General features: G+C 63.2%; 20 protein-coding genes and 1 tRNA gene. 16 read left to right on the top strand and 5 right to left on the bottom strand.

Translation table 11 applies throughout. The annotated features are described in order from the left end of the window. Window positions 1-19: 19 nt before the first annotated feature. The gene (gene argA, locus KXJ60_RS20005) at window positions 20-1,360 is read left to right on the top strand and encodes an amino-acid N-acetyltransferase (protein WP_291131843.1); all 1,341 of its coding nucleotides are present in this window, start codon (window positions 20-22) and stop codon (window positions 1,358-1,360) included. Between the two features lie 24 nt (window positions 1,361-1,384). Here the strand turns inward: argA and KXJ60_RS20000 are convergent, their stop codons facing one another. Further along, complete coding sequence (locus tag KXJ60_RS20000; protein ID WP_291131965.1) at window positions 1,385-1,876, bottom strand: disulfide bond formation protein B; 492 nt, start codon at window positions 1,874-1,876, stop codon at window positions 1,385-1,387. Window positions 1,877-1,992: 116 nt separating this feature from the next. Further along, on the bottom strand, window positions 1,993-2,763 hold the full coding sequence (locus KXJ60_RS19995) for a ferredoxin--NADP reductase (protein WP_291131841.1): 771 nt from the start codon (window positions 2,761-2,763) through the stop codon (window positions 1,993-1,995). A 273-nt stretch (window positions 2,764-3,036) separates the two neighbouring features. Here KXJ60_RS19995 and KXJ60_RS19990 point away from each other — a divergent pair, with 273 nt between their 5' ends. Next, a complete protein-coding gene (locus KXJ60_RS19990) occupies window positions 3,037-3,315 on the top strand; it encodes an oxidative damage protection protein (protein ID WP_291131839.1) in 279 nt (92 codons plus the stop codon). 35 nt (window positions 3,316-3,350) lie between these two features. Beyond that, on the top strand, window positions 3,351-4,520 hold the full coding sequence (locus KXJ60_RS19985) for an FAD-dependent oxidoreductase (protein ID WP_291131837.1): 1,170 nt from the start codon (window positions 3,351-3,353) through the stop codon (window positions 4,518-4,520). Here the strand turns inward: KXJ60_RS19985 and KXJ60_RS19980 are convergent. Further along, window positions 4,517-5,329, bottom strand: a complete 813-nt coding sequence (locus KXJ60_RS19980) for a hypothetical protein (protein ID WP_291131835.1) — start codon at window positions 5,327-5,329, stop codon at window positions 4,517-4,519. The two genes, KXJ60_RS19985 and KXJ60_RS19980, sit on opposite strands and share 4 nt — an antisense overlap. Window positions 5,330-5,494: 165 nt before the next feature. Between KXJ60_RS19980 and KXJ60_RS19975 the strand changes: the two genes are divergently transcribed. The 13 genes from KXJ60_RS19975 to KXJ60_RS19915 all read left to right on the top strand — a co-directional run bounded on the left by KXJ60_RS19975 (window position 5,495) and on the right by KXJ60_RS19915 (window position 16,132). After that, window positions 5,495-6,289 (top strand): sulfite exporter TauE/SafE family protein, encoded by a 795-nt coding sequence (locus tag KXJ60_RS19975; protein WP_291131833.1) that lies wholly within the window; start codon window positions 5,495-5,497, stop codon window positions 6,287-6,289. Between the two features lie 22 nt (window positions 6,290-6,311). Continuing rightward, complete coding sequence (locus tag KXJ60_RS19970) at window positions 6,312-8,087, top strand: nitrite/sulfite reductase (protein ID WP_291131831.1); 1,776 nt, start codon at window positions 6,312-6,314, stop codon at window positions 8,085-8,087. 10 nt (window positions 8,088-8,097) lie between these two features. Then, on the top strand, window positions 8,098-8,490 hold the full coding sequence (locus KXJ60_RS19965; RefSeq protein ID WP_291131829.1) for a DUF934 domain-containing protein: 393 nt from the start codon (window positions 8,098-8,100) through the stop codon (window positions 8,488-8,490). Window positions 8,491-8,503: 13 nt separating this feature from the next. Continuing rightward, the gene (locus KXJ60_RS19960; protein ID WP_291131827.1) at window positions 8,504-9,253 is read left to right on the top strand and encodes a phosphoadenylyl-sulfate reductase; all 750 of its coding nucleotides are present in this window, start codon (window positions 8,504-8,506) and stop codon (window positions 9,251-9,253) included. Next, complete coding sequence (cysD, locus tag KXJ60_RS19955; protein ID WP_291131825.1) at window positions 9,250-10,209, top strand: sulfate adenylyltransferase subunit CysD; 960 nt, start codon at window positions 9,250-9,252, stop codon at window positions 10,207-10,209. The genes KXJ60_RS19960 and cysD overlap by 4 nt, the downstream gene beginning before the upstream one ends. Before the next feature lie 25 nt (window positions 10,210-10,234). Continuing rightward, a complete protein-coding gene (locus tag KXJ60_RS19950) occupies window positions 10,235-11,560 on the top strand; it encodes a GTP-binding protein (RefSeq protein WP_291131824.1) in 1,326 nt (441 codons plus the stop codon). 102 nt (window positions 11,561-11,662) lie between these two features. Continuing rightward, on the top strand, window positions 11,663-11,992 hold the full coding sequence (gene fdxA / locus KXJ60_RS19945) for a ferredoxin FdxA (RefSeq protein ID WP_291131822.1): 330 nt from the start codon (window positions 11,663-11,665) through the stop codon (window positions 11,990-11,992). A gap of 60 nt (window positions 11,993-12,052) precedes the next feature. Beyond that, window positions 12,053-13,111 carry an NAD(P)/FAD-dependent oxidoreductase gene (locus KXJ60_RS19940; RefSeq protein ID WP_291131821.1) on the top strand — a complete coding sequence of 353 codons (1,059 nt, stop codon included), beginning with the start codon at window positions 12,053-12,055 and terminating at the stop codon, window positions 13,109-13,111. Between the two features lie 96 nt (window positions 13,112-13,207). Next, a tRNA-Asn gene (locus KXJ60_RS19935) sits at window positions 13,208-13,283 on the top strand. A 59-nt stretch (window positions 13,284-13,342) separates the two neighbouring features. Next, window positions 13,343-13,696, top strand: a complete 354-nt coding sequence (locus tag KXJ60_RS19930) for a VanZ family protein (protein ID WP_291131819.1) — start codon at window positions 13,343-13,345, stop codon at window positions 13,694-13,696. A gap of 30 nt (window positions 13,697-13,726) precedes the next feature. Continuing rightward, complete coding sequence (aat, locus tag KXJ60_RS19925; protein ID WP_291131817.1) at window positions 13,727-14,497, top strand: leucyl/phenylalanyl-tRNA--protein transferase; 771 nt, start codon at window positions 13,727-13,729, stop codon at window positions 14,495-14,497. Further along, the gene (locus tag KXJ60_RS19920; protein WP_291131816.1) at window positions 14,494-15,243 is read left to right on the top strand and encodes an arginyltransferase; all 750 of its coding nucleotides are present in this window, start codon (window positions 14,494-14,496) and stop codon (window positions 15,241-15,243) included. Before aat ends, KXJ60_RS19920 begins: the two co-directional genes overlap by 4 nt. 88 nt (window positions 15,244-15,331) lie before the next feature. Then, window positions 15,332-16,132 carry an IclR family transcriptional regulator gene (locus tag KXJ60_RS19915; RefSeq protein WP_291131814.1) on the top strand — a complete coding sequence of 267 codons (801 nt, stop codon included), beginning with the start codon at window positions 15,332-15,334 and terminating at the stop codon, window positions 16,130-16,132. A gap of 66 nt (window positions 16,133-16,198) precedes the next feature. On the opposite strand, the gene KXJ60_RS19910 is transcribed toward KXJ60_RS19915, so the two are convergent. Further along, window positions 16,199-17,308 (bottom strand): serine hydrolase, encoded by a 1,110-nt coding sequence (locus KXJ60_RS19910; protein ID WP_291131964.1) that lies wholly within the window; start codon window positions 17,306-17,308, stop codon window positions 16,199-16,201. 242 nt (window positions 17,309-17,550) lie between these two features. Continuing rightward, the gene (locus KXJ60_RS19905) at window positions 17,551-19,092 is read right to left on the bottom strand and encodes a 2-isopropylmalate synthase (RefSeq protein WP_291131813.1); all 1,542 of its coding nucleotides are present in this window, start codon (window positions 19,090-19,092) and stop codon (window positions 17,551-17,553) included. Window positions 19,093-19,118 lie beyond the last annotated feature (26 nt).

Here is a 19,118-nt window from a genome sequence, read left to right as displayed (position 1 = left end):
CCTGCCTGCCACCCGCCTCATGTCCACCGTCTTCAACTTCACCTTCGTCCCCTGGTTCCGTTCGGTCGCGCCCTATATCCACAAACACCGTGGCAACACGCTGGTCGTGGGCATCGCCGGCGAGGCCATCGCGGCCGGCAAGCTGGAGAAGCTCGCGCAAGACCTGGCGCTGATCCAGAGCATGGGCGTGGAAATTGTGCTGGTGCACGGCTTTCGTCCGCAGGTGAATGAACAACTGCGCCTCAAGGGCCACGAAGCCAGGTACTCGCACGGCATGCGCATCACCGACCCCGTGGCGCTCGATTGCGCGCAGGAAGCAGCGGGCCAGCTGCGCTATGAAATTGAAGCCGCCTTCAGCCAGGGCCTGCCCAACACCCCCATGGCGGGCGCTACGGTACGGGTGATCTCGGGCAACTTCATCACCGCGCGCCCTGTGGGCCTGATGGATGGCGTGGACTTCCAGCACTCGGGCCTGGTGCGCAAGGTTGACACCGAAGGCATTCAGCGCACGCTGGACATGGGCGCCATGGTGCTGCTCTCGCCTTTCGGCTTTTCACCCACCGGCGAAGCGTTCAACCTCACCATGGAAGACGTGGCCACCTCGGTGGCGGTCGCGTTGCAGGCCGACAAACTGATGTTCCTCACCGAGGTGCCCGGCATCCGTGTCGATCACCAGGACCCCGACAGCGACATCGACACCGAACTGCCACTGGCCGACGCGAAGAAAATGCTGGCCGCCCTGCCGGCACCCACGCAGCCCACCGACACCGCCTTCTACCTGCAGCACTGCATTCGCGCCTGCGAAGGTGGCGTGGAACGCAGCCACATCCTGCCGTTCGCGGTGGACGGCGCACTGCTGTTGGAGATCTACACCCACGACGGCATCGGCACCATGGTGGTGGACGAAAAACTGGAGAGCGTGCGCGAGGCCACCATGGACGACGTGAGCGGCATCGTGGCGCTCATCGAACCGTTCGAGAAAGACGGCACGCTGGTCAAGCGCAGCCGCACCGAGATCGAGCGCGACGCGGGCTACTACACCATCATCGAACACGACGGCGTGATCTTCGGCTGCGCGGCGCTCTATCCCTACCCCGAAGCTCGCACCGGCGAGATGGCCGCACTTACCGTATCGCCCGACACGCAGAGCCAGGGCGATGGTGAACGGCTGCTCAAGCGCATCGAGGCCCGTGCCAAGGCGCAGGGGCTGCAAAGCATCTTCGTGCTCACCACACGCACCATGCACTGGTTCATCAAGCGGGGGTTTGTGCAGGTCAGCGCCGACTGGCTGCCTGAAGCGCGCAAGCGCAAGTACAACTGGGACCGCAAGAGCCAGGTGCTGGTGAAAAAGCTCAACTGACGGCCCGCGAGGGCCTGCACCCGGTCAGGCAGCGGGGCGTTTGACCCACAAGGCCACGGCCAGCAGGGCGATGGCCGAGAAGCACAGGAAAGACCAGTTGGCAATCGACAGACCCAGAAAGGTCCAGTCGATCACCGAACAGTCACCCGAGCCCCGAAAGATCATCGGGATGGCGCGGCGCAGGGGAAAGGCCTCGATCATTCCGAAAAAATCGCGCCCGCAGGTCATGATCTCGGGCGGGTTCCACTGGAGCCAACTCTGGCGCGCGGCCACAAAGGCACCAAACGCCGCAAACCCACCCATCAGTACCACCCCGGTATGGCGAGCCACCGGGCGGCGCAACAAGGCAGCGATGCCGGCGATCACCGCCACCGCCACCAGTGCATAGCGCTGCACGATGCACATAGGGCACGGCTCCAGACCCACGACATGCTGGAGGTACAGCCCGAATGCCAGCATCGCCACACAGGCGGCGGCCACGAGGCCGAGAATGCGGCGGGGCTGCTGACCCAGCAGCGAGAAAAGGCCGGAAGAGACGGAGGCGTTCAAAGGAGATCCTGAAAATGGAGAGGCCGCGCTTCACGCGCGGCACGAGGCAGAGAGCCAAGCTCTCTGCCGCAAGTTCCCCCGCCTCAGCTCACGAAGGCGCGTTCGATCACGAAATCGCCCGGGGTGGTCGTGTTGCCTTCCTTCAGGCCGGTCTTCTCGCAAAGTGCCTTGAGGTCGCGCAACATTTCGGGGCTGCCGCAGATCATCACGCGGTCTTCGGCGGCGTTGAAAGCAGGCAGGCCCAGGTCTTTGGCAATCACGCCTTCGCCCAACAGCTGGGGAATGCGGCCCTGGTGCACAAAGGGTTCGCGCGTCACGGTGGGGTAGTAGAGCAGCTTGCCCTGCACCAGCTCACCCAGGATCTCGTCCTTGACGAGGTCGTTCGAGAGCAGGTCGCGGTAGGCCAGCTCGTTCACCTGGCGCACCCCGTGCACCACGATGACCTGCTCAAAGCGCTCATAGGTTTCGGGGTCACGCACGATGCTGAGGAAAGGCGCCAGCCCGGTGCCCGTGCCCAGCAGGTACAGGCGCTTGCCCGGCAGCAAGTAGTCGACCAGCAAAGTACCGGTCGGCTTGCGGCCGACGATCACCGTGTCGCCCACCTGGATGTGCTGAAGGCGCGAGGTCAGCGGGCCGTCCTGCACCTTGATGCTCAAAAACTCCAGATGGTCAGCGTAGTTCGGGCTCACGATGCTGTAAGCGCGCAGCAGGGGTTTGCCGTCCACGCGCAGGCCGATCATGGTGAAGTGCCCATTGGAGAAACGCAGCGCCGTGTCGCGCGTGGTGGTGAAGCTGAACAGCCGGTCGGTCCAGTGATGAACGCTGAGCACGCGCTCTTCCAGAAATGCACTCATGAGAAATCCTGATGGGGTCGAACCCCGGTATTGTAAAAAGTCGCCTCGAGCCCGGCGGCTGGCGGGGTGAACGGCAGGCCCTACCGGCATGGCGGGCTCCGAAACCTTGCTACAGTGGCGGGCTTTCCGGGCGCCGAAAGCCCCGCACCCACCGCCGGCGAACTGCGCCGCAGAACGAAGAGCCCCGCATCATGCCGACGATCGGCTGGGCCGGGAACGAATAATTTCTTCCGTTCGATATAACCAATCCATCTAACCCATCCGAGGATCACCATGGCACGCACCGTTCACTGCATCAAGCTTGGCAAGGAAGCCGAAGGCCTGGACTTCCCCCCTTATCCGGGCGAGATGGGCAAACGCTTGTACGAGAGCGTGAGCAAGGAAGCCTGGGCGGCCTGGCTCAAGCACCAGACCATGCTCCTGAATGAAAACCGCCTGAATCTGGCCGATGCGCGCGCTCGCCAGTATCTGGCGCGTCAGATGGAGAAGCACTTTTTTGGCGAAGGCGCTGACGCGGCTGCCGGCTACGTGCCCCCCACGCCGGGCCAATGAATCCCTGGCGCGGTCAGGCTGCCGCGCCAATCCCCGTGTCCCCCATCCCGTCTCGTCACGCCCTGGTGATCGGTGCCGGCCTGGCGGGTGCCGCCGTGTGCGCCGCCCTGGCGCGACGTGGGTGGAAGATCACGCTGGTGGACGCCGCCGATGGCCCGGCACAGGGGGCGTCGGCTCTGCCCGTCGGGATGCTCAGCCCCCACATCACACGCGCACCCACACCGCTCTCACGCCTCAGCGAACGGGGCGTGGCGGCGACGCGCGCGGAGCTGGAACGGGGGGTTCCCCAGGGGCAAGGCTGGCAGATTTGCGAGGTCGACAACCGCGGGCACGACCCCGGCCGCTGGCCAGCGGCCATGGTGCGCCCGCGCGCACTCGTGGAAGCTTGGCTGGCCGAAGCCGATAGCCTGGGCATGCTCACCACCCACTGGCACACCGGCGTGCAACAACTGTTGCCCACGTCCGCCGGGTGGCAAGCGTTCAACGCCGTGGGTGATCTCGTGGCCGGGGCCGATGCGGTGGTGGTCACGGCAGCCTTCGGCAGCCACGAGCTGCTGACCAGAGGGTCCGCGCTGATGCCTGCCGATGCCCTGCCTTTGCGCCCCGTCAAAGGCCAGATGAGCCTGGGCGCGCAGAGCACCACGCCCCTGGCCGAGCGGCCACAACGAGACAACGGGGTCTACATCCCCCTGTATGAGGACACGGGATTGCCTCCCGAGTGGCCGGCGCGCATGTGGGCCATGGGCTCGACCTATGAACGCGGCGTGAACACCAGCGACCTGACCTTGACAGCCCACGAGCACAACGCGACCCACCTGGACGCGCTCTGCCCCACTGCTGCGAAGCGCCTTCGCGACGACCTGCGCCAGGGCATGCTGCAGGGCTGGGCGCAGGTGCGGTGTGCGTCTCTTGACCGCTTGCCGCTGGTGGGCGGCCTGCCCGATGTCGACGCCTTGTACGCCCGCATGGCCACCGCCGGGAACCGGCGAGGTCAGGTGCCCATCTCCGACGTGCCGCGCCAGCCTGGGCTCTACATGCTGAGCGCCCTGGGATCGCGCGGCATCACGCTCGCGGCCTGGTGCGCCAGCCGCCTCGCCGCCATGATGGACCGCGAGAAGGCCTTAGAGGAAGATGAAGAACTGCTGCGGGCGCTCGACCCGGCGCGCTTCGCCTGGAAACAGGCCCGACGCCAGCCGTCCAGTTAAATAAGGTCCAGCCACTGGGACACCTGCCGCGGCTGGAAAGGCCGCTCCAGCAGGGCCGTGATACCGACGCGGTGGACATCGCGGCGCACCCGGCGGCGGCGCCACCAGCCTGCCAGCGGTCCCGCGAGCTCCGTCGTCGCCAACGTGAGGGCCTGCGGATTGCGGCTCACAAAATGGCGCATCAGAGACCAGACGTCGACGCGGTGATCGTCCAGATTGAAAACGCCGCAAACGTAACGGTTTCGCTCCATGAGTTCGAGCGCTCCCTGCGTGTCGACCACTTCGTCCGTGTGCCCCACGCCCACCAAGGCCAGGCGCGAGCGCAAGTAGGTGCCCTCCTGGTCTTCGGCACCGACCACCAATGCGCGCCGGACCAGGTCGCCGGACTCACCCATGTCCATATCGAGGTCTAGATCCAGCGGGGCCGGCGCCGTCACATCCAGATCCAGCAGACCTGAATCGATCTGGCGCGCAGCAAATACCAGGTCGAGGTCGTGCAACACAGCGGCCCACTCGATGGGGCGTGACAACACGCGCCAGGCGTGCTCCGGCGCGTCCGGACCCACCCAGATAAGGCGCTGGCCGGCGGGCATTTCCTTCGCATGGGACAGCACAGCCTCCAGGCTTTCGCCATCCACCAGCGCCACCTGTGCCACGCCGGAAGGAATGACCGTTCCGGGAGCGGCCATGGGCACCCAGGGTGCATACGAAAGTTCTCGCTCCTGGGACAACCGGAAAACGGTGTTCAACGCATGGCGCTCCACGTCGGAAAACCCGACCACACTGACAAGGATGCGCTGCTTTTGCATGCGCGGATGGTAAGCCCGTCAGACCGATACCCGGCGGCAAAAGCATGACAAGCGGGCGGCAGGCGTGCGATTCGGCACATCGCGCATTTGCATATGCCGCCTGGATATATCCCCATGAGCAAAAAATCGTTTGGGATATATCGATGCATCTCTACAGTCTCGGCCATGCCTGACATCGCCATCATCCTGGCCGGATTCGCTGTGGGACTCATCGTGGGTCTCACCGGTGTGGGTGGCGGCTCGCTCATGACGCCCATCCTGATCTTCTTCTTCGGCGTCAAACCCTACCTGGCCGTTGGCACGGACCTGCTCTTTGCCGCCTTCACCAAAATGGGTGGCACGGTCAGCCTGGCGAGGCAGAAGCTGGTGCCGTGGCGGGTCGTGGGTCAGCTCAGCGCGGGCAGCCTGCCCGCCGCCGTGGCAACGCTGTGGGTGCTCCGCCAGCTCGGCCCGGCGAGTGCGACTGTGCAATCGCTGATGACGAACACACTGGGTGTGGCGCTCTTGCTCACCGCAGCAGCCATGCTCTACAAGGCAGCGCGTGGCAAGCAGATGACACGCCATGTGGCCGACAGCGCGGCGTTGCAGCGGGCCACACGTGCGCGCCACTGGAGCCTGCCCGTGCTGTTTGGCGCGCTGATCGGCACGCTGGTCACGCTCACGTCGGTGGGCGCGGGCGCCATCGGCGTGTCGGTGCTGCTGCTGCTGTTCCCTCTGCTGCCGCTGCCGCGCATCGTGGCTGCTGATATCGCTTATGCCGTGCCGCTCACGCTGGTGGCGGGCTTGGGCCACGCAAGCCTGGGCTCGGTGGACTGGCCGCTGCTGGCCAAGCTGCTCGCCGGCTCGCTGCCGGGCATCTGGCTCGGCACGCGTCTCATGCGCCACACGCCAGAGCGCGTGGTTCGCTCCGCCCTTTCCGTGTTGCTGGCCTACGCCGGCCTCAAATTGATCGCCCTCTGATTTCCGTAGACCCACGACGACGATGTACCAATACACCGAATTTGACCGCCAGTTCGTGCAATTGCGCGCCAACCAGTTCCGTGACCAGCTCACCCGCTGGCAGGCAGGCTCGCTGAAAGAAGACGAGTTCAAGCCATTGCGCCTGCAGAACGGCTGGTACGTGCAGCGCTTTGCACCCATGCTGCGCGTGGCCGTGCCCTACGGTGAGATTTCCAGCCCGCAGCTGCGCGTGCTGGCCCGCATTGCGCGGGAGTTTGACCACAAGGAAGACCACGACGTCTCCAAAGCCAACGCGGGCCTGTCTGAAGTGCCCACCTTGCCCGATCGCTGCGGCCACTTCACCACGCGGCAGAACGTGCAATACAACTGGATCCCGCTGGCCCGCTCGGCCGACGTCATGGACCTGCTGGCCAGCGTGGGCATGCATGGCATCCAGACCAGCGGCAACTGCATCCGCAACATCACCACGGACGCACTGGCCGGCATCGCGGTAGACGAAGTGGCGGACCCGCGGCCATTCGCGGAAATCCTGCGCCAGTGGAGCACGCTGCATCCCGAGTTCGCCTTCCTGCCGCGCAAGTTCAAGGTCGCGATCACCGGAGCGCGTGAAGACCGCGCTGCCACGCCCTGGCACGACGTCGGCCTTCGCCTGCTGCGCAACGTGGACGGCGAACTGGGCTTCCAGGTGCGCGTGGGTGGCGGCATGGGCCGCACACCCATCATCGGTTCCGTGATTCGCGAGTTCCTGCCGTGGAACCAGATCCTGAACTACCTCGAAGCGGTGGTGCGCGCCTACAACCGATTCGGCCGCCGTGACAACATCTACAAGGCCCGCATCAAGATCCTCGTGAAGGCCGAGGGTCAGGCGTACATCGATCAGGTGGAAGCCGAGTACCGCGACATCATCGAGCGCGATGGCGCGCCTCACACCATCAGCCAGGCCGAACTGGACCGGGTGAGCGCCTTCTTCGTGCCGCCCGCCCTGCAGTGCGACCGCAAGAGCGCCGACGCCAAGATTGCCCACATCCTCAAGGCTGCCGCAGAAGACGATGTGGAGTTCAGCCGCTGGCTGCAGCAGAACGTCAAGCCCCACCAGAACCCCGATTTGCGCGCGGTCACGCTGTCGTTCAAGCGCTTTGGTCAAGCGCCGGGAGACGCCACCGCCGAGCAACTGGAGCGTGCGGCCGATCTGGCCGAGCGTTTCTCTGCTGGTGAAGCCCGCGTGACGCACGAGCAAAACCTGCTGCTGCCATGGGTGCGTTGCGATGCGCTGCCCGAGCTCTGGCGTGAGGCGCGTCGTCTGGGTCTGGCCAAGCCCAACATCGGCTTGCTCACCGACATGATTGCCTGCCCCGGCGGCGATTTCTGCGATCTCGCCAACGCGCGGTCGCTGCCGCTGGCCCAAGCCATTCTGGGCCGCTACAAAGACCTCGACGAGTTGCATGACCTCGGCGAGATCGATCTGCACATCAGTGGCTGCATCAACTCCTGCGGCCACCACCACAGCGGCCACATCGGCATCCTGGGCGTCGACAAGGACGGCCAGGAGTGGTACCAGGTCACGCTGGGCGGCTCGGACGGCACGCGTCTGTCCGGCGAAGCCACGCCAGGCAAGGTGATCGGCCCTTCGTTCGCTGCGAGCGAAGTGCCCGACGTGATCGAGGCCCTGCTCGACACCTACCGCACGCAACGCCACGGCACCGAAACCTTTGTGGCCACCCTGCGCCGCACGGGCGCCGACCCCTTCAAGCTCGCCGCGAACGCGGTGCGCACCAGCACGGCCCGAGCCACGGCCTGAGGACCGACCCATGACCCAGAAACTGGAACTCTTCAAAGCCGACACCTTCGTGGCCACCGAGGCCGAGGCGCAGCGCCTGTCCATCACCAACGACGCCGACCCACGGGATGCCGATCTTGGCGGCATTCAGGTGATCGAGCTCCACTTCCCCAAATTCAGCGACGGCCGGGCGTTCAGCCAGGCTTTCCTGCTGCGCCGCCGCCTGGGGTTTTCAGGGCAGATCCGGGCCACGGGCGACGTGCTGATCGATCAGCTGCTGCAGATGCAGCGCAGCGGCTTCAGCCAGGCCGTGCTGCGCGCCGACCAGAACCTCGAGCATGGCCAGTCGCTGCTCGATCACTATCCGGCCTTCTACCAGGGCGATGCCGTGCGCACAGCGCCGCATTTCGCCGCCACCGCCTGAGCGCCACACCGCCATGACCGCCATCGCCCTCTACAACCGCCCTTCCGCCGACTTCACGGCGAAAGTCGAGCGCAGCATCGCGCTCCTGCAAGAAACGGCCGCCAGCCACCCGAAGCTGACACAAGCCTCCAGCCTCGGCGCGGAAGACATGGTGGTCACCCACCTCATGCACCTGGCGGGCATCCAGGCCAGCGTGTTCGTGCTGGAGACCGGCAAGCTGCACGCAGAAACCCTTGCCCTGATTCCGAAGATCGAACAGCGCTACGGCATGAGCGTGCAGGTGTTTCGGCCCCGTCAGGAGTCGGTCATCCAATTCGTGCGCAAAAACGGCGAAGAAGCCATGTACCAGAGCATCGAGCTGCGCAAGGCCTGCTGCGACATCCGCAAGATGGAGCCGCTCGCCCGTGCGCTGGCGGGCCACCAGGGCTGGATCACCGGTTTGCGGCGCGAGCAATCCAACGCGCGCGCCGAGGTCGGCGAGATCGTGCAGGAGCCCGATCGCATCAAGGTCAGTCCCATCGTTGAATGGACGTGGGGCGATGTCTGGCACTTCATTGCCACGCATCAGCTGGACTACAACGCGCTCCACGACCAGTTTTTCCCCAGCATCGGCTGCGCACCCTGCACGCGCGCCATCAGCGTCGGCGAAGACTTTCGCGCTGGCCGGTGGTGGTGGGAACAGGAAAGCGCCAAGGAATGCGGGCTGCATGTGCAGCCTGCCACCGAACCCCTCGTATCGACCATCGAACGGACCCCAGCATGAACGCCCGCACCGAATCCGCCGTGATCCAGGCAGCCCTGCAACACGCCAACGACCACCAGCTGAGCAATGCCCACCTGGACGCCCTGGAAGAAGAGACCATTTTCATCCTGCGTGAAGTTGCCGCTGCGTTCGAACGCCCCGCCCTGCTTTTCTCGGGTGGCAAAGACTCGCTCGTCATGCTCAAGTGCGCCGAGAAAGCCTTTGGCGCCGGGCGCATCCCCTACCCGCTACTGATGATTGACACCGGGCACAACTTTCCGGAGGTGACGGACTTCCGGGACCTGCGCGCCAAGGAGCTGGGCGCAGAGCTGATCGTGCGCAGTGTCGAGGACTCGATGGCGCGCGGCACCGTTCGCCTGGCGCACCCCGGTGAGAGCCGCAACGTGCACCAGTCCGTGACCCTGCTCGAAGCCATCGAGGAATTCCGTTTCGATGCCCTCATCGGTGGCGCGCGGCGTGACGAAGAGAAGGCGCGCGCCAAGGAGCGCATCTTCAGCCATCGCGACAGTTTCGGCCAATGGCAACCCAAGGCCCAACGCCCCGAACTCTGGACGCTGTTCAACACCCGCCTGCACATGGGCGAGCACTTCCGCGTGTTCCCCATCAGCAACTGGACCGAGCTCGACGTGTGGCAATACATCGCACGCGAAAACATTGCCCTGCCGTCGATCTACTACACCCACCAGCGCGAAGTGGTGGATCGCCGCGGCCTGCTGGTCCCCGTGACCGAACTCACCCCGCCGCGCGATGGCGAACAAGTGCAACTGCGCGACGTGCGTTTTCGAACCGTGGGTGACATCACTTGCACCTGCCCGGTCGAAAGCCTGGCGGCCACCGCAGACGACATCGTGATCGAGACCCTGGCCGCCGAGGTCAGCGAGCGCGGCGCGACCCGCATGGACGACAAGACGTCCGACGCCTCGATGGAAAAACGCAAGAAAGACGGCTACTTCTGAGCCGCTTCACATACCGGATGCCGACATGATCACGACCCCCACCCCCACCCCAACCGTTGCCAACGGGCCCGTCGATACGCGTTCAGCGCTGCGCCTCATCACGTGCGGCAGCGTGGACGATGGCAAGAGCACACTGATTGGCCGGCTGCTGGTCGACAGCAAGGCGGTGCTGCAAGACCACCTGGCTGGCGTGCAGCGCCATGGTCAGACCGATCTCGCCCTGCTCACCGACGGCCTCTCGGCCGAACGCGAGCAAGGCATCACCATCGATGTGGCCTACCGGTACTTCAGCACCGAAGCGCGCAAGTTCATCATCGGAGATGCGCCCGGTCACGAGCAATACACGCGCAACATGGTCACCGCGGCCTCCAGCGCCGACGCAGCTGTCGTGCTCGTCGATGCGACAAAGCTCGCGTGGACCGATGCCGGCCTTGCGCTCCTGCCGCAAACGCGACGACACAGCCTGTTGTTGAAGCTGCTTCGCGTGCCTTCCGTGGTGTTCGCCGTCAACAAACTCGATGCGGTTGAAGACAGCACCAAGGCATTCCTGCACATCGAAAACGCGCTTCGCACGTTTGCAGAGCAGGCAGGCATCCCGGTGACCGCCGTTGTTCCCGTTTCCGCGCTGAAAGGCTGGAATGTGGTGGACACCAGCGAAGAGGCCCACTGGTGCGGCTACAGCGGCCCCACCCTGCTGAAGATCCTCGAAAGCCTGCCGGTCACACCGGCGGACAGCACGCTGCCTTTCGCGTTTGCCGTGCAGTGGGTCGAGAAGTTCAGCAGCTCGGCCGACACGTCGCAAGGGCGGCGCGTGTTCTGGGGTCGCGTCGCCACGGGCGGCGTGCAACCAGGGCAGCCGGTGCGCATCATGCCCAACGGGCAAACCGCAGTGGTCGCACAAGTGCTCAACCATGTGCGCCACCCGCAGGCGGTGCTGGCGGGCCACAGCGCCGGCATCGTGCTGGACCGTGAAGTCGACGTGTCGCGCGGCGACTGGCTGCTCGCCGTAGAAGAGAACGATGCACCCGCCACACTCACCGGCAGCCGCGAGATTCGCGCAACGATCGCATGGCTGGATGACGAAACGCTGGCGCCCGGCCGCGTGTACTGGGCCTTGCACGGTCACCGCTGGGTCAAGGCCAAGGTCAAGCGCATCGTGCACCGCCTGGACATTCACACCCTGGCCGAAGAAGACGCCACGCAGCTCGAACCCAATGCGATCGGCCACATCGAGCTGTCGTTGCAGGAACCGTTGGTGACGCTGCCGTTTGCCCGCTCACGCACGCTGGGGTCTTTGGTTCTGGTGGACACCGCGAGCCACCGCACCTCTGGCGCCCTGCTGGTGCACTGAAACCGTCCATTCCCTATCGACTGCCCTGCTCAAGGGCATGTCAGCGCCCCGGGTTCAGGGACGGCCTAAAATCCGGGGTTCCATCGCGATTCCATCACCACCATGACCCACGTTGTCACCGAAGCCTGTATCCGCTGCAAATACACCGATTGTGTGGACGTCTGCCCTGTGGACTGCTTCCGCGAAGGCCCCAACTTCCTCACGATTGACCCCGACGAATGCATCGACTGCGCGGTCTGCATTCCCGAATGTCCGGTCAGCGCCATCTACGCGGAGGAAGACCTCCCCAAAGACCAGCAGCACATGATCCAGCTCAATGCCGATCTGGCAAAGCTGCCCGGCTGGAAAAGCATCACCAAGCGCAAGGCCCCGCTGGACGACGCAGACGACTGGAAAGATCGCACGGGCAAGCTGCCAGAGCTGGTGCGCTGACCTCCGCTGTTGATGCCGGAACAAGGCCCAAGCGCCGTGCGGGATGAGTCGATCGAGACCTTGACGGGGACGCTCATCGAGACCGATGCCGTGGTCATCGGCGCCGGCCCCGTGGGTCTGTTCCAGGTGTTTGAGCTGGGTTTGCTCGACATACGGGCACACGTGATAGATGCCCTGCCCTACGCAGGCGGCCAGCCTGTCGAGCTCTATCCCGACAAGCCCATCTACGACATCCCGGGTCTGCCCGTGTGCACGGGTCGCGAGCTCACCGAGCGGCTGCTGGAGCAGATCCGACCGTTCGGCGCCCACTTCCACCTGGAGCAGGAAGTCGTCCAGGTGCGGCAGGAAGCGGATGACCGCTTTCACGTCGTCACGTCGAAGGGCACGCGGTTTCTGACCAAGACCATCTTCATTGCCGCAGGAGTGGGGGCGTTTCAACCCCGTCCGTTGAAGCTGGGTGGCCTGGAGAAGTTCGACAACACGCAGCTGTTCTACCGCGTCGCGGCACCCAGTCGTTTTGCGGGCAAGCGCGTGGTCATCGTGGGCGGTGGCGATTCAGCGCTGGACTGGGCACTGTATTTTGTGGAGCACGAGACACACCGAGCGCTGAGCGTCACACTGATCCACCGGCGCGACAGTTTTCAAGCAGCACCCGCCACAGTGAGCAAGGTAAAGGCCTTGTGCGAACGCGGTGAGATGGCGTTTCTCGTCGGTCAGGTCACGGACTTTGAAGAGACTGGTGAGCGCCTGTCTGCGGTTGAAGTGACAAGCCCCGATGAAGAAAAGCGGCTGGTGCCAGCTGATGTGCTGCTCGTGTTTTTTGGGCTCTCTCCCAGACTCGGCCCCATCGCCGACTGGGGCCTGGACATCGAGCGAAAGCAACTGCTCGTTGACACAGAGAAGTTCTCGACGAACGTACCTGGCATCTTCGCCGTGGGCGACATCAACACCTACCCGGGCAAAAAGAAGCTCATCCTGTCCGGTTTTCATGAGTGTGCGCTCGCCGCCTTCGGCGCAGCACCCATCATCTTTCCGGGCAAAAACGTGATGCTTCAATACACCACGACAAGCCCTCGGCTGCACAAGGCATTGGGCGTGTCGCCTCCATCGCCCGACTGACCGGGCCTGCGCGCGAAGAAGCGCGCCAGACAAAATTCCTGCAAAACTTCAGCACCGTCTAAAAAGCAGAAAAACGAAGCTATAATTCGAGGCTGTTCCCTGATAGCTCAGTCGGTAGAGCGACGGACTGTTAATCCGCAGGTCCCTGGTTCGAGTCCAGGTCGGGGAGCCACCCAACACACATCACAAAGGCCTTCATCTGAAGGCCTTTGTCGTTTCAGCGAGCACTCCATGCGCAGCAGCATCCTTGTCAAGGCGTTCTTCTGGCTTTGTCTTGTTGCGATCACGGTGGGGTCGCTTCTCCCTGTGGCACTGCTGCCCGCTCAAAGCTTCAATATCTGGGACAAGGCCCAGCACGCTGTCGGCTTTGGGTGCCTGGCCTTTTTCGCCCTGCTGGCCTACCCCCGCGACCCCATCAGAAAGTGCGCGTATCTGCTTGCCTACGGAGGCGCCATTGAACTGGCACAGGCCGCCACGGGGTGGCGATATGGCGAGTGGTGGGATCTCGCCGCGGACGGCATCGGCATAGCCATGGGGGCCGTCGCCTGGTGGGTGGTTCGGCGCACATCGCGCACAGCCTACTGAAATGTTCAACGGCCGCGCACAATAGCGGGCATGTCACACACTCCACCGCACCGAGCGTTGCCCTGGCTCGAACCGGGGCAGGCATTTCCCCCCGTAGAACATGCCTGGGGTCCGGCAGACCCGGCGCCCGGCCTTCTTGCGGCGGGTGGTGTACTCGACGTGCCCACATTGACAGCCGCCTACGCGCGCGGCATTTTCCCTTGGTACAGCGCCGGTCAACCCATTCTGTGGTGGAGCACCGACCCCCGCATGGTGCTTGAGACTTCGAATTTCCGACTGCACCGTTCGCTGCGCAAAACCATTCTGCGATTGCTGCGAGAGCAACGCCTTGACATCCGCATGGATCACGACTTCGAACGGGTCATCAAAGCCTGCGCCCACACGAAGCGCGATGGACAGCTCGGGACCTGGATCCTGCCCGCCATGGAAGAGGCGTATGTGAGGCTGCACGCCGCCGGACTGGCCCACAGCGTCGAGACCTGGATCGACGGTGAGCTGGTTGGTGGGCTGTATTGCATCAACCTGGGTTCGATGGTGTTCGGCGAGTCCATGTTCAGCCGCCAGAGCGATGCATCCAAGATAGCTCTCAGCGCCTTGATTGCCTTTTGCCGCGCACACGAAGTGCCGTTGATCGATTGCCAGCAGAACACGGCGCACCTGGCCTCACTGGGAGGTCAGCTCATGCCACGCGCAGAGTTCTGCCAGCACGTCGGTCTCGCGGTCATGCACGCTAGGCCTGAGTGGGAGTTTCAACCCGTATACTGGCAGCACATCCTCTCTGACGACGGTCCTCGCGCGTGACCCTTCTCAAAGAACTCCCGCTCCAGGCGCTGCAGTTTTACGCCACTGCGCCCTACCCCTGTAGCTACCTGCCAGATCGGCAGGCGCGTTCGCAAGTCGCCACGCCCAGCCATCTGATCCACAACGACGCCTACTCCGACCTGGTCACCCACGGTTTTCGTCGCAGCGGGATGTTCACTTACCGCCCCTATTGCGATGGCTGCCAAGCCTGCATACCTCTTCGCGTGCCTGTGGCCACGTTCACGCCCACTCGCAGTCAGCGGCGCGCGAGGAAACTCCACGAGAACCTCACCACACGGGTTCTGAAGCTGTGCTTCATCCCGGAACACTACCAACTCTATCTTCGGTATCAGAACAGCCGCCACGCTGGCGGCGGCATGGACCACGACAGCATTGATCAGTACACGCAGTTCCTGCTGCAGAGCCGGGTGAATTCGCGCTTGGTGGAGTTCCATGAGCCGTCCGTTGATGGGGGTCCTTCAACACTCAAGATGGTGTCGATCGTCGATGTGCTGAACGATGGCCTGTCGGCCGTGTACACCTTCTATGAGCCAGACGACAAGGCCAGCTACGGCACATACAGCGTGTTGTGGCAAATCGATCAGGCACGGTCACTGGATTTGCCCCATGTGTACCTGGGCTACTGGATTGGTCAGAGCAGCAAGATGAACTACAAGGCCGGCTTCGCGCCACACGAACTGCTGCTCGGCGGGCACTGGGTCCAGAAGACGTCGCTGCCTGCGTAGCAATTTTTCTGTGGCACTCAGTGAGGCCCAGGTGCGGATTGAGCTCGAGTATTTCATCTTGTAAAATCGCGCTCTACCCAATGACGCCATGACCAAACGCTCCGAGACATTGCCCGCCACGCCCACCGTCCAGGTGATCGAACGCATGTTCAACCTGCTGGAGGTGCTGGCGTCCCGTGAAGAGCCGGTGTCTCTCAAAGAGATCAGCGAGAAAACCGGCCTCCACCCCTCGACTGCGCATCGCATCCTCAACGACTTGACGATCGGGCGATTCGTGGACCGGCCAGAAGCAGGCAGCTATCGGCTGGGAATGAGGCTTCTGGAACTCGGCAATCTGGTGAAGGCGCGACTGAGCGTACGCGATGCGGCGTTGGTGCCCATGCGAGAGTTGCACAAGTTGATCCAGCAGCCGGTCAATTTGAGCGTGCGCCAAGGTGACGAGATCGTCTATGTGGAGCGCGCCTACAGCGAGCGCTCCGGCATGCAAGTGGTGCGTGCCATTGGCGGGCGCGCCCCCCTGCACCTGACATCCGTGGGAAAACTCTTCCTGGCAGACGACGAGCCTCAACGCGTTCGCGCCTATGCGACCCGCACAGGCTTGGCCGGTAACACCCGAAACAGCCTCACGCATCTGAGCATGCTGGAGCGCGAACTCACCCAATGCCGACAGGCAGGCATCGCACGCGACAACGAAGAGCTCGAATTGGGCGTTCGGTGCATGGCTGCGGGCATCTATGACGATCAGAGCAAGCTGGTGGCAGGCCTCTCCATCTCCGCCCCGGCTGACCGCATCGATGAAAGCTGGGTGCCCAAGCTTCGGTCCACCGCTGCGGAAATCTCTGCAGCGCTGGGCTGCCCTCGCACTCCCGTCTCGACCGTGGGCCGGTGAAATCGGCACGCTGGAGCCGCAAATAAAAAGGGCCCGTTAGGGCCCTTTTCTATTGCAACTCTGCGCTCAACCTTGCGGTCTTGCATGCGCGACTGGATGCACATTCGTCTGCACCTCGACCCAACGTCGAACACGCTCTGCATCCTGCATTCGGCTCATCTTCCCGGTCGAATCCAGAAAAACCATGATGAGTTGACGACCAGCCACCTTGGCTTGCATCACCAGGCAACGACCCGCTTCCGAGATGTAACCCGTCTTTTGCAGACCAATGTCCCATGCGGGATTTTTGATCAGGCCATTGGAGTTGTTGTAGTGCAGCGTGCGGCGCCCCAAGTCCACTTCATAGCTGGGCGACGTCGACAGGCTTCGAAGAATGGGGCGCTCGTAAGCAACGGATACCAGCGTGGCCAAGTCACGGGCGCTGGACTGGTTGGAACTGGAGAGGCCCGTTGGCTCCACGTAGCGGGTGTCGGTCATGCCGATCTCGCTCGCCTTCTTGTTCATCAGGCGCACAAATTCAGAAAGGCCGCCAGGATAGGTGCGTCCGAGCGCATGGGCCGCCCGGTTCTCGCTCGACATCAGCGCCAGGTGCATCATTTCGCCGCGGCTGAGCGTGCTACCAACCGCAAGCCGCGAACTGCTGCCTTTGTAGGTGTCCACATCCTCCTGCGTGATGGTGATCATCTCCTGCATGTTCAGATGGGCATCGGCGATCACCAACCCCGTCATGAGTTTGGTGAGCGAGGCAATCGGCAACACGGCCGAGTGGTTCTTGCTGAACAACACCTCATTCGTATCCTGATCGACCACCAGTGCAACGCTTGAATTGAGTTCGAGCGGATCCAGCATGGACCGTAAGCCCTGCCGCTCACCTTCAGACAGCCTGGGCGCGACAGCGGCGCGCACCACTGAAGGCTGGGCCGAAGGAGCCACCTTGCGCTGCACAGCCACTTTGTGCAGAGTGCCCGACTTGCCTGCAGCCAGTTGAACCTTGACGCGGCGCGGCTGCTTCACAGCCACGACCGCCGCCTTGCGGCTCGCGCTTTGCGCGACTTTGGGTTGAGCCTTTTTGGCAGCCGCCACTGCGCGTGGCGGCGCGCTCTTCGCCACGACCACCTTCTTTGCTGATTTGGTGGTGGTGGCAGCTTGCGCGGGAAGGGGCATCACGCCGAGCATCACCCAACCGGCCACCGCGGCACTCGCCAGGATTTTTCGAAAGCGATCGACGGTGATCATCATGAGTCCACTCCAGCCACGGGAATTGCGCAGGAGTGGAGTATAGGCATTGAGAAAAAAACTAGCAATATCAAAAGCTTGGGATATTGTCTTCAATGATCGGTAGAACAGATGCTACTTTTGGTGTCATTTCTGCGGATCAAGAAGCATGAATCACTAAGTTCCTGATTTTTATAGCTTTTTTATCCTTGTGCGGCCACCCTGTCGGCTTTGCTGTGCAGCTTGTTCAGAGCACTCAGGTAGGCCTTGGCCGACGCCACGACAATGTCGGGGTCTGCGCCAACGCCGTTGACCACGCGGCCGCTGTGTTGCAGCCGCACCGTGACCTCACCCTGGCTCTCGGTGGAACCACTGGTGATGGCATTGACCGAGTACAGGACGAGTTCGGCGCCGCTCTTGACGTGGTTTTCGATCGCTTTCAAGGACGCATCGACGGGACCATTGCCATCGCTTTCCCCTTGGATCTCCTTGCCGTTCACGCTGAACACCACGCACGCATGAGGGCGCTCCCCGGTTTCACTGCGCTGTTTGAGCGACACCAGTCCGTACTGCTCCTTTTCTGCGGTCACACTTTCGTCGCTGCACAGCGCGAGGATGTCCTCGTCAAAGATTTCGCTCTTGCGGTCAGCCAGCTCCTTGAACGCGGCGAAGGCGGTGTTGATCTCGCTCTCGGACTCCATCTCGATGCCGAGATCCTGCAGCCGTTGCTTGAATGCGTTGCGGCCACTGAGTTTGCCCAACACGATCTTGTTGGCGCTCCAGCCCACGTCTTCTGCGCGCATGATTTCGTACGTATCGCGCGCCTTGAGAACGCCGTCCTGGTGGATGCCACTGGCGTGCGCAAAGGCGTTTGCACCGACCACCGCCTTGTTCGGCTGGACGACAAAGCCCGTGGTCTGGCTGACCATGCGGCTGGCAGGCACGATCTGCGTCGCGTCAACCCCCACATCAAGACCAAAATAATCCCGCCGTGTGCGCACGGCCATAACGATTTCTTCCAGGGAACAATTGCCCGCGCGCTCACCCAGGCCGTTGATCGTGCACTCGACTTGACGCGCGCCACCGATCTTCACGCCGGCCAGTGAGTTTGCAACCGCCATGCCCAGATCGTTATGGCAGTGCACCGACCAGATGGCCTTGTCGGCGTTTGGAATGCGTTCGCGCAGATTGCGGATGAACTCACCGTAGAGCTCGGGAATCGCATAGCCCACTGTATCGGGGATGTTCAGGGTGGTTGCACCCTCGTTGATGACAGCCTCGAGCACGCGGCAAAGAAAGTCGGGGTCGCTGCGATAGCCATCTTCTGGACTGAACTCGATATCACTGACCAGATTGCGGGCGAAGCGCACCGATTGCACAGCCTGCTCGAGCACTTGCTCAGGCGTCATGCGCAGCTTCTTCTCCATGTGGAGTGCGCTGGTGGCAATAAAGGTGTGAATACGGGCGCGCTGGGCTCCTTTGAGCGCCTCTGCCGCCCTTGCGATGTCGCGATCGTTCGCTCGTGCCAGCGAGCACACGGTCGATTCCTTGATGGTGTTTGCGATGGCCTGAACGCATTCGAAATCGCCGTTGGAACTCGCGGCGAAACCCGCTTCGATCACGTCCACCTTGAGACGTTCGAGCTGGCGCGCGATGCGCAACTTCTCGTCCTTGGTCATGGATGCCCCAGGCGACTGCTCGCCATCGCGCAAGGTGGTGTCAAAAATGATGAGTTTGTCGCTCATAAAGCACTCCGTGGTGAGGAATTGGA

The sequence above is a fragment of the Hydrogenophaga sp. genome (genome assembly GCF_019264445.1).
Classification (GTDB): Bacteria; Pseudomonadota; Gammaproteobacteria; order Burkholderiales; family Burkholderiaceae_C; genus Hydrogenophaga.
This window is presented reverse-complemented; position numbering and strand designations above follow the sequence as displayed.

Excerpts from the sequence above, each read along its gene's own strand:
- KXJ60_RS19990 (WP_291131839.1), top strand. The coding sequence starts at position 3,037 with ATGGCACGCACCGTTCACTGCATCAAGCTTGGCAAGGAAGCCGAAGGC.
- KXJ60_RS19975 (WP_291131833.1), top strand. The coding sequence starts at position 5,495 with ATGCCTGACATCGCCATCATCCTGGCCGGATTCGCTGTGGGACTCATC.
- KXJ60_RS19915 (WP_291131814.1), top strand. The coding sequence starts at position 15,332 with ATGACCAAACGCTCCGAGACATTGCCCGCCACGCCCACCGTCCAGGTG.
- KXJ60_RS19995 (WP_291131841.1), bottom strand. The coding sequence starts at position 2,763 with ATGAGTGCATTTCTGGAAGAGCGCGTGCTCAGCGTTCATCACTGGACC.
- cysD (WP_291131825.1), top strand. The coding sequence starts at position 9,250 with ATGAACGCCCGCACCGAATCCGCCGTGATCCAGGCAGCCCTGCAACAC.
- KXJ60_RS19905 (WP_291131813.1), bottom strand. The coding sequence starts at position 19,092 with ATGAGCGACAAACTCATCATTTTTGACACCACCTTGCGCGATGGCGAG.
- argA (WP_291131843.1), top strand. The coding sequence starts at position 20 with ATGTCCACCGTCTTCAACTTCACCTTCGTCCCCTGGTTCCGTTCGGTC.
- KXJ60_RS19970 (WP_291131831.1), top strand. The coding sequence starts at position 6,312 with ATGTACCAATACACCGAATTTGACCGCCAGTTCGTGCAATTGCGCGCC.
- KXJ60_RS19910 (WP_291131964.1), bottom strand. The coding sequence starts at position 17,308 with ATGCTCGGCGTGATGCCCCTTCCCGCGCAAGCTGCCACCACCACCAAA.
- aat (WP_291131817.1), top strand. The coding sequence starts at position 13,727 with ATGTCACACACTCCACCGCACCGAGCGTTGCCCTGGCTCGAACCGGGG.
- KXJ60_RS19980 (WP_291131835.1), bottom strand. The coding sequence starts at position 5,329 with ATGCAAAAGCAGCGCATCCTTGTCAGTGTGGTCGGGTTTTCCGACGTG.
- KXJ60_RS19960 (WP_291131827.1), top strand. The coding sequence starts at position 8,504 with ATGACCGCCATCGCCCTCTACAACCGCCCTTCCGCCGACTTCACGGCG.
- KXJ60_RS19930 (WP_291131819.1), top strand. The coding sequence starts at position 13,343 with ATGCGCAGCAGCATCCTTGTCAAGGCGTTCTTCTGGCTTTGTCTTGTT.
- fdxA (WP_291131822.1), top strand. The coding sequence starts at position 11,663 with ATGACCCACGTTGTCACCGAAGCCTGTATCCGCTGCAAATACACCGAT.
- KXJ60_RS19950 (WP_291131824.1), top strand. The coding sequence starts at position 10,235 with ATGATCACGACCCCCACCCCCACCCCAACCGTTGCCAACGGGCCCGTC.
- KXJ60_RS19965 (WP_291131829.1), top strand. The coding sequence starts at position 8,098 with ATGACCCAGAAACTGGAACTCTTCAAAGCCGACACCTTCGTGGCCACC.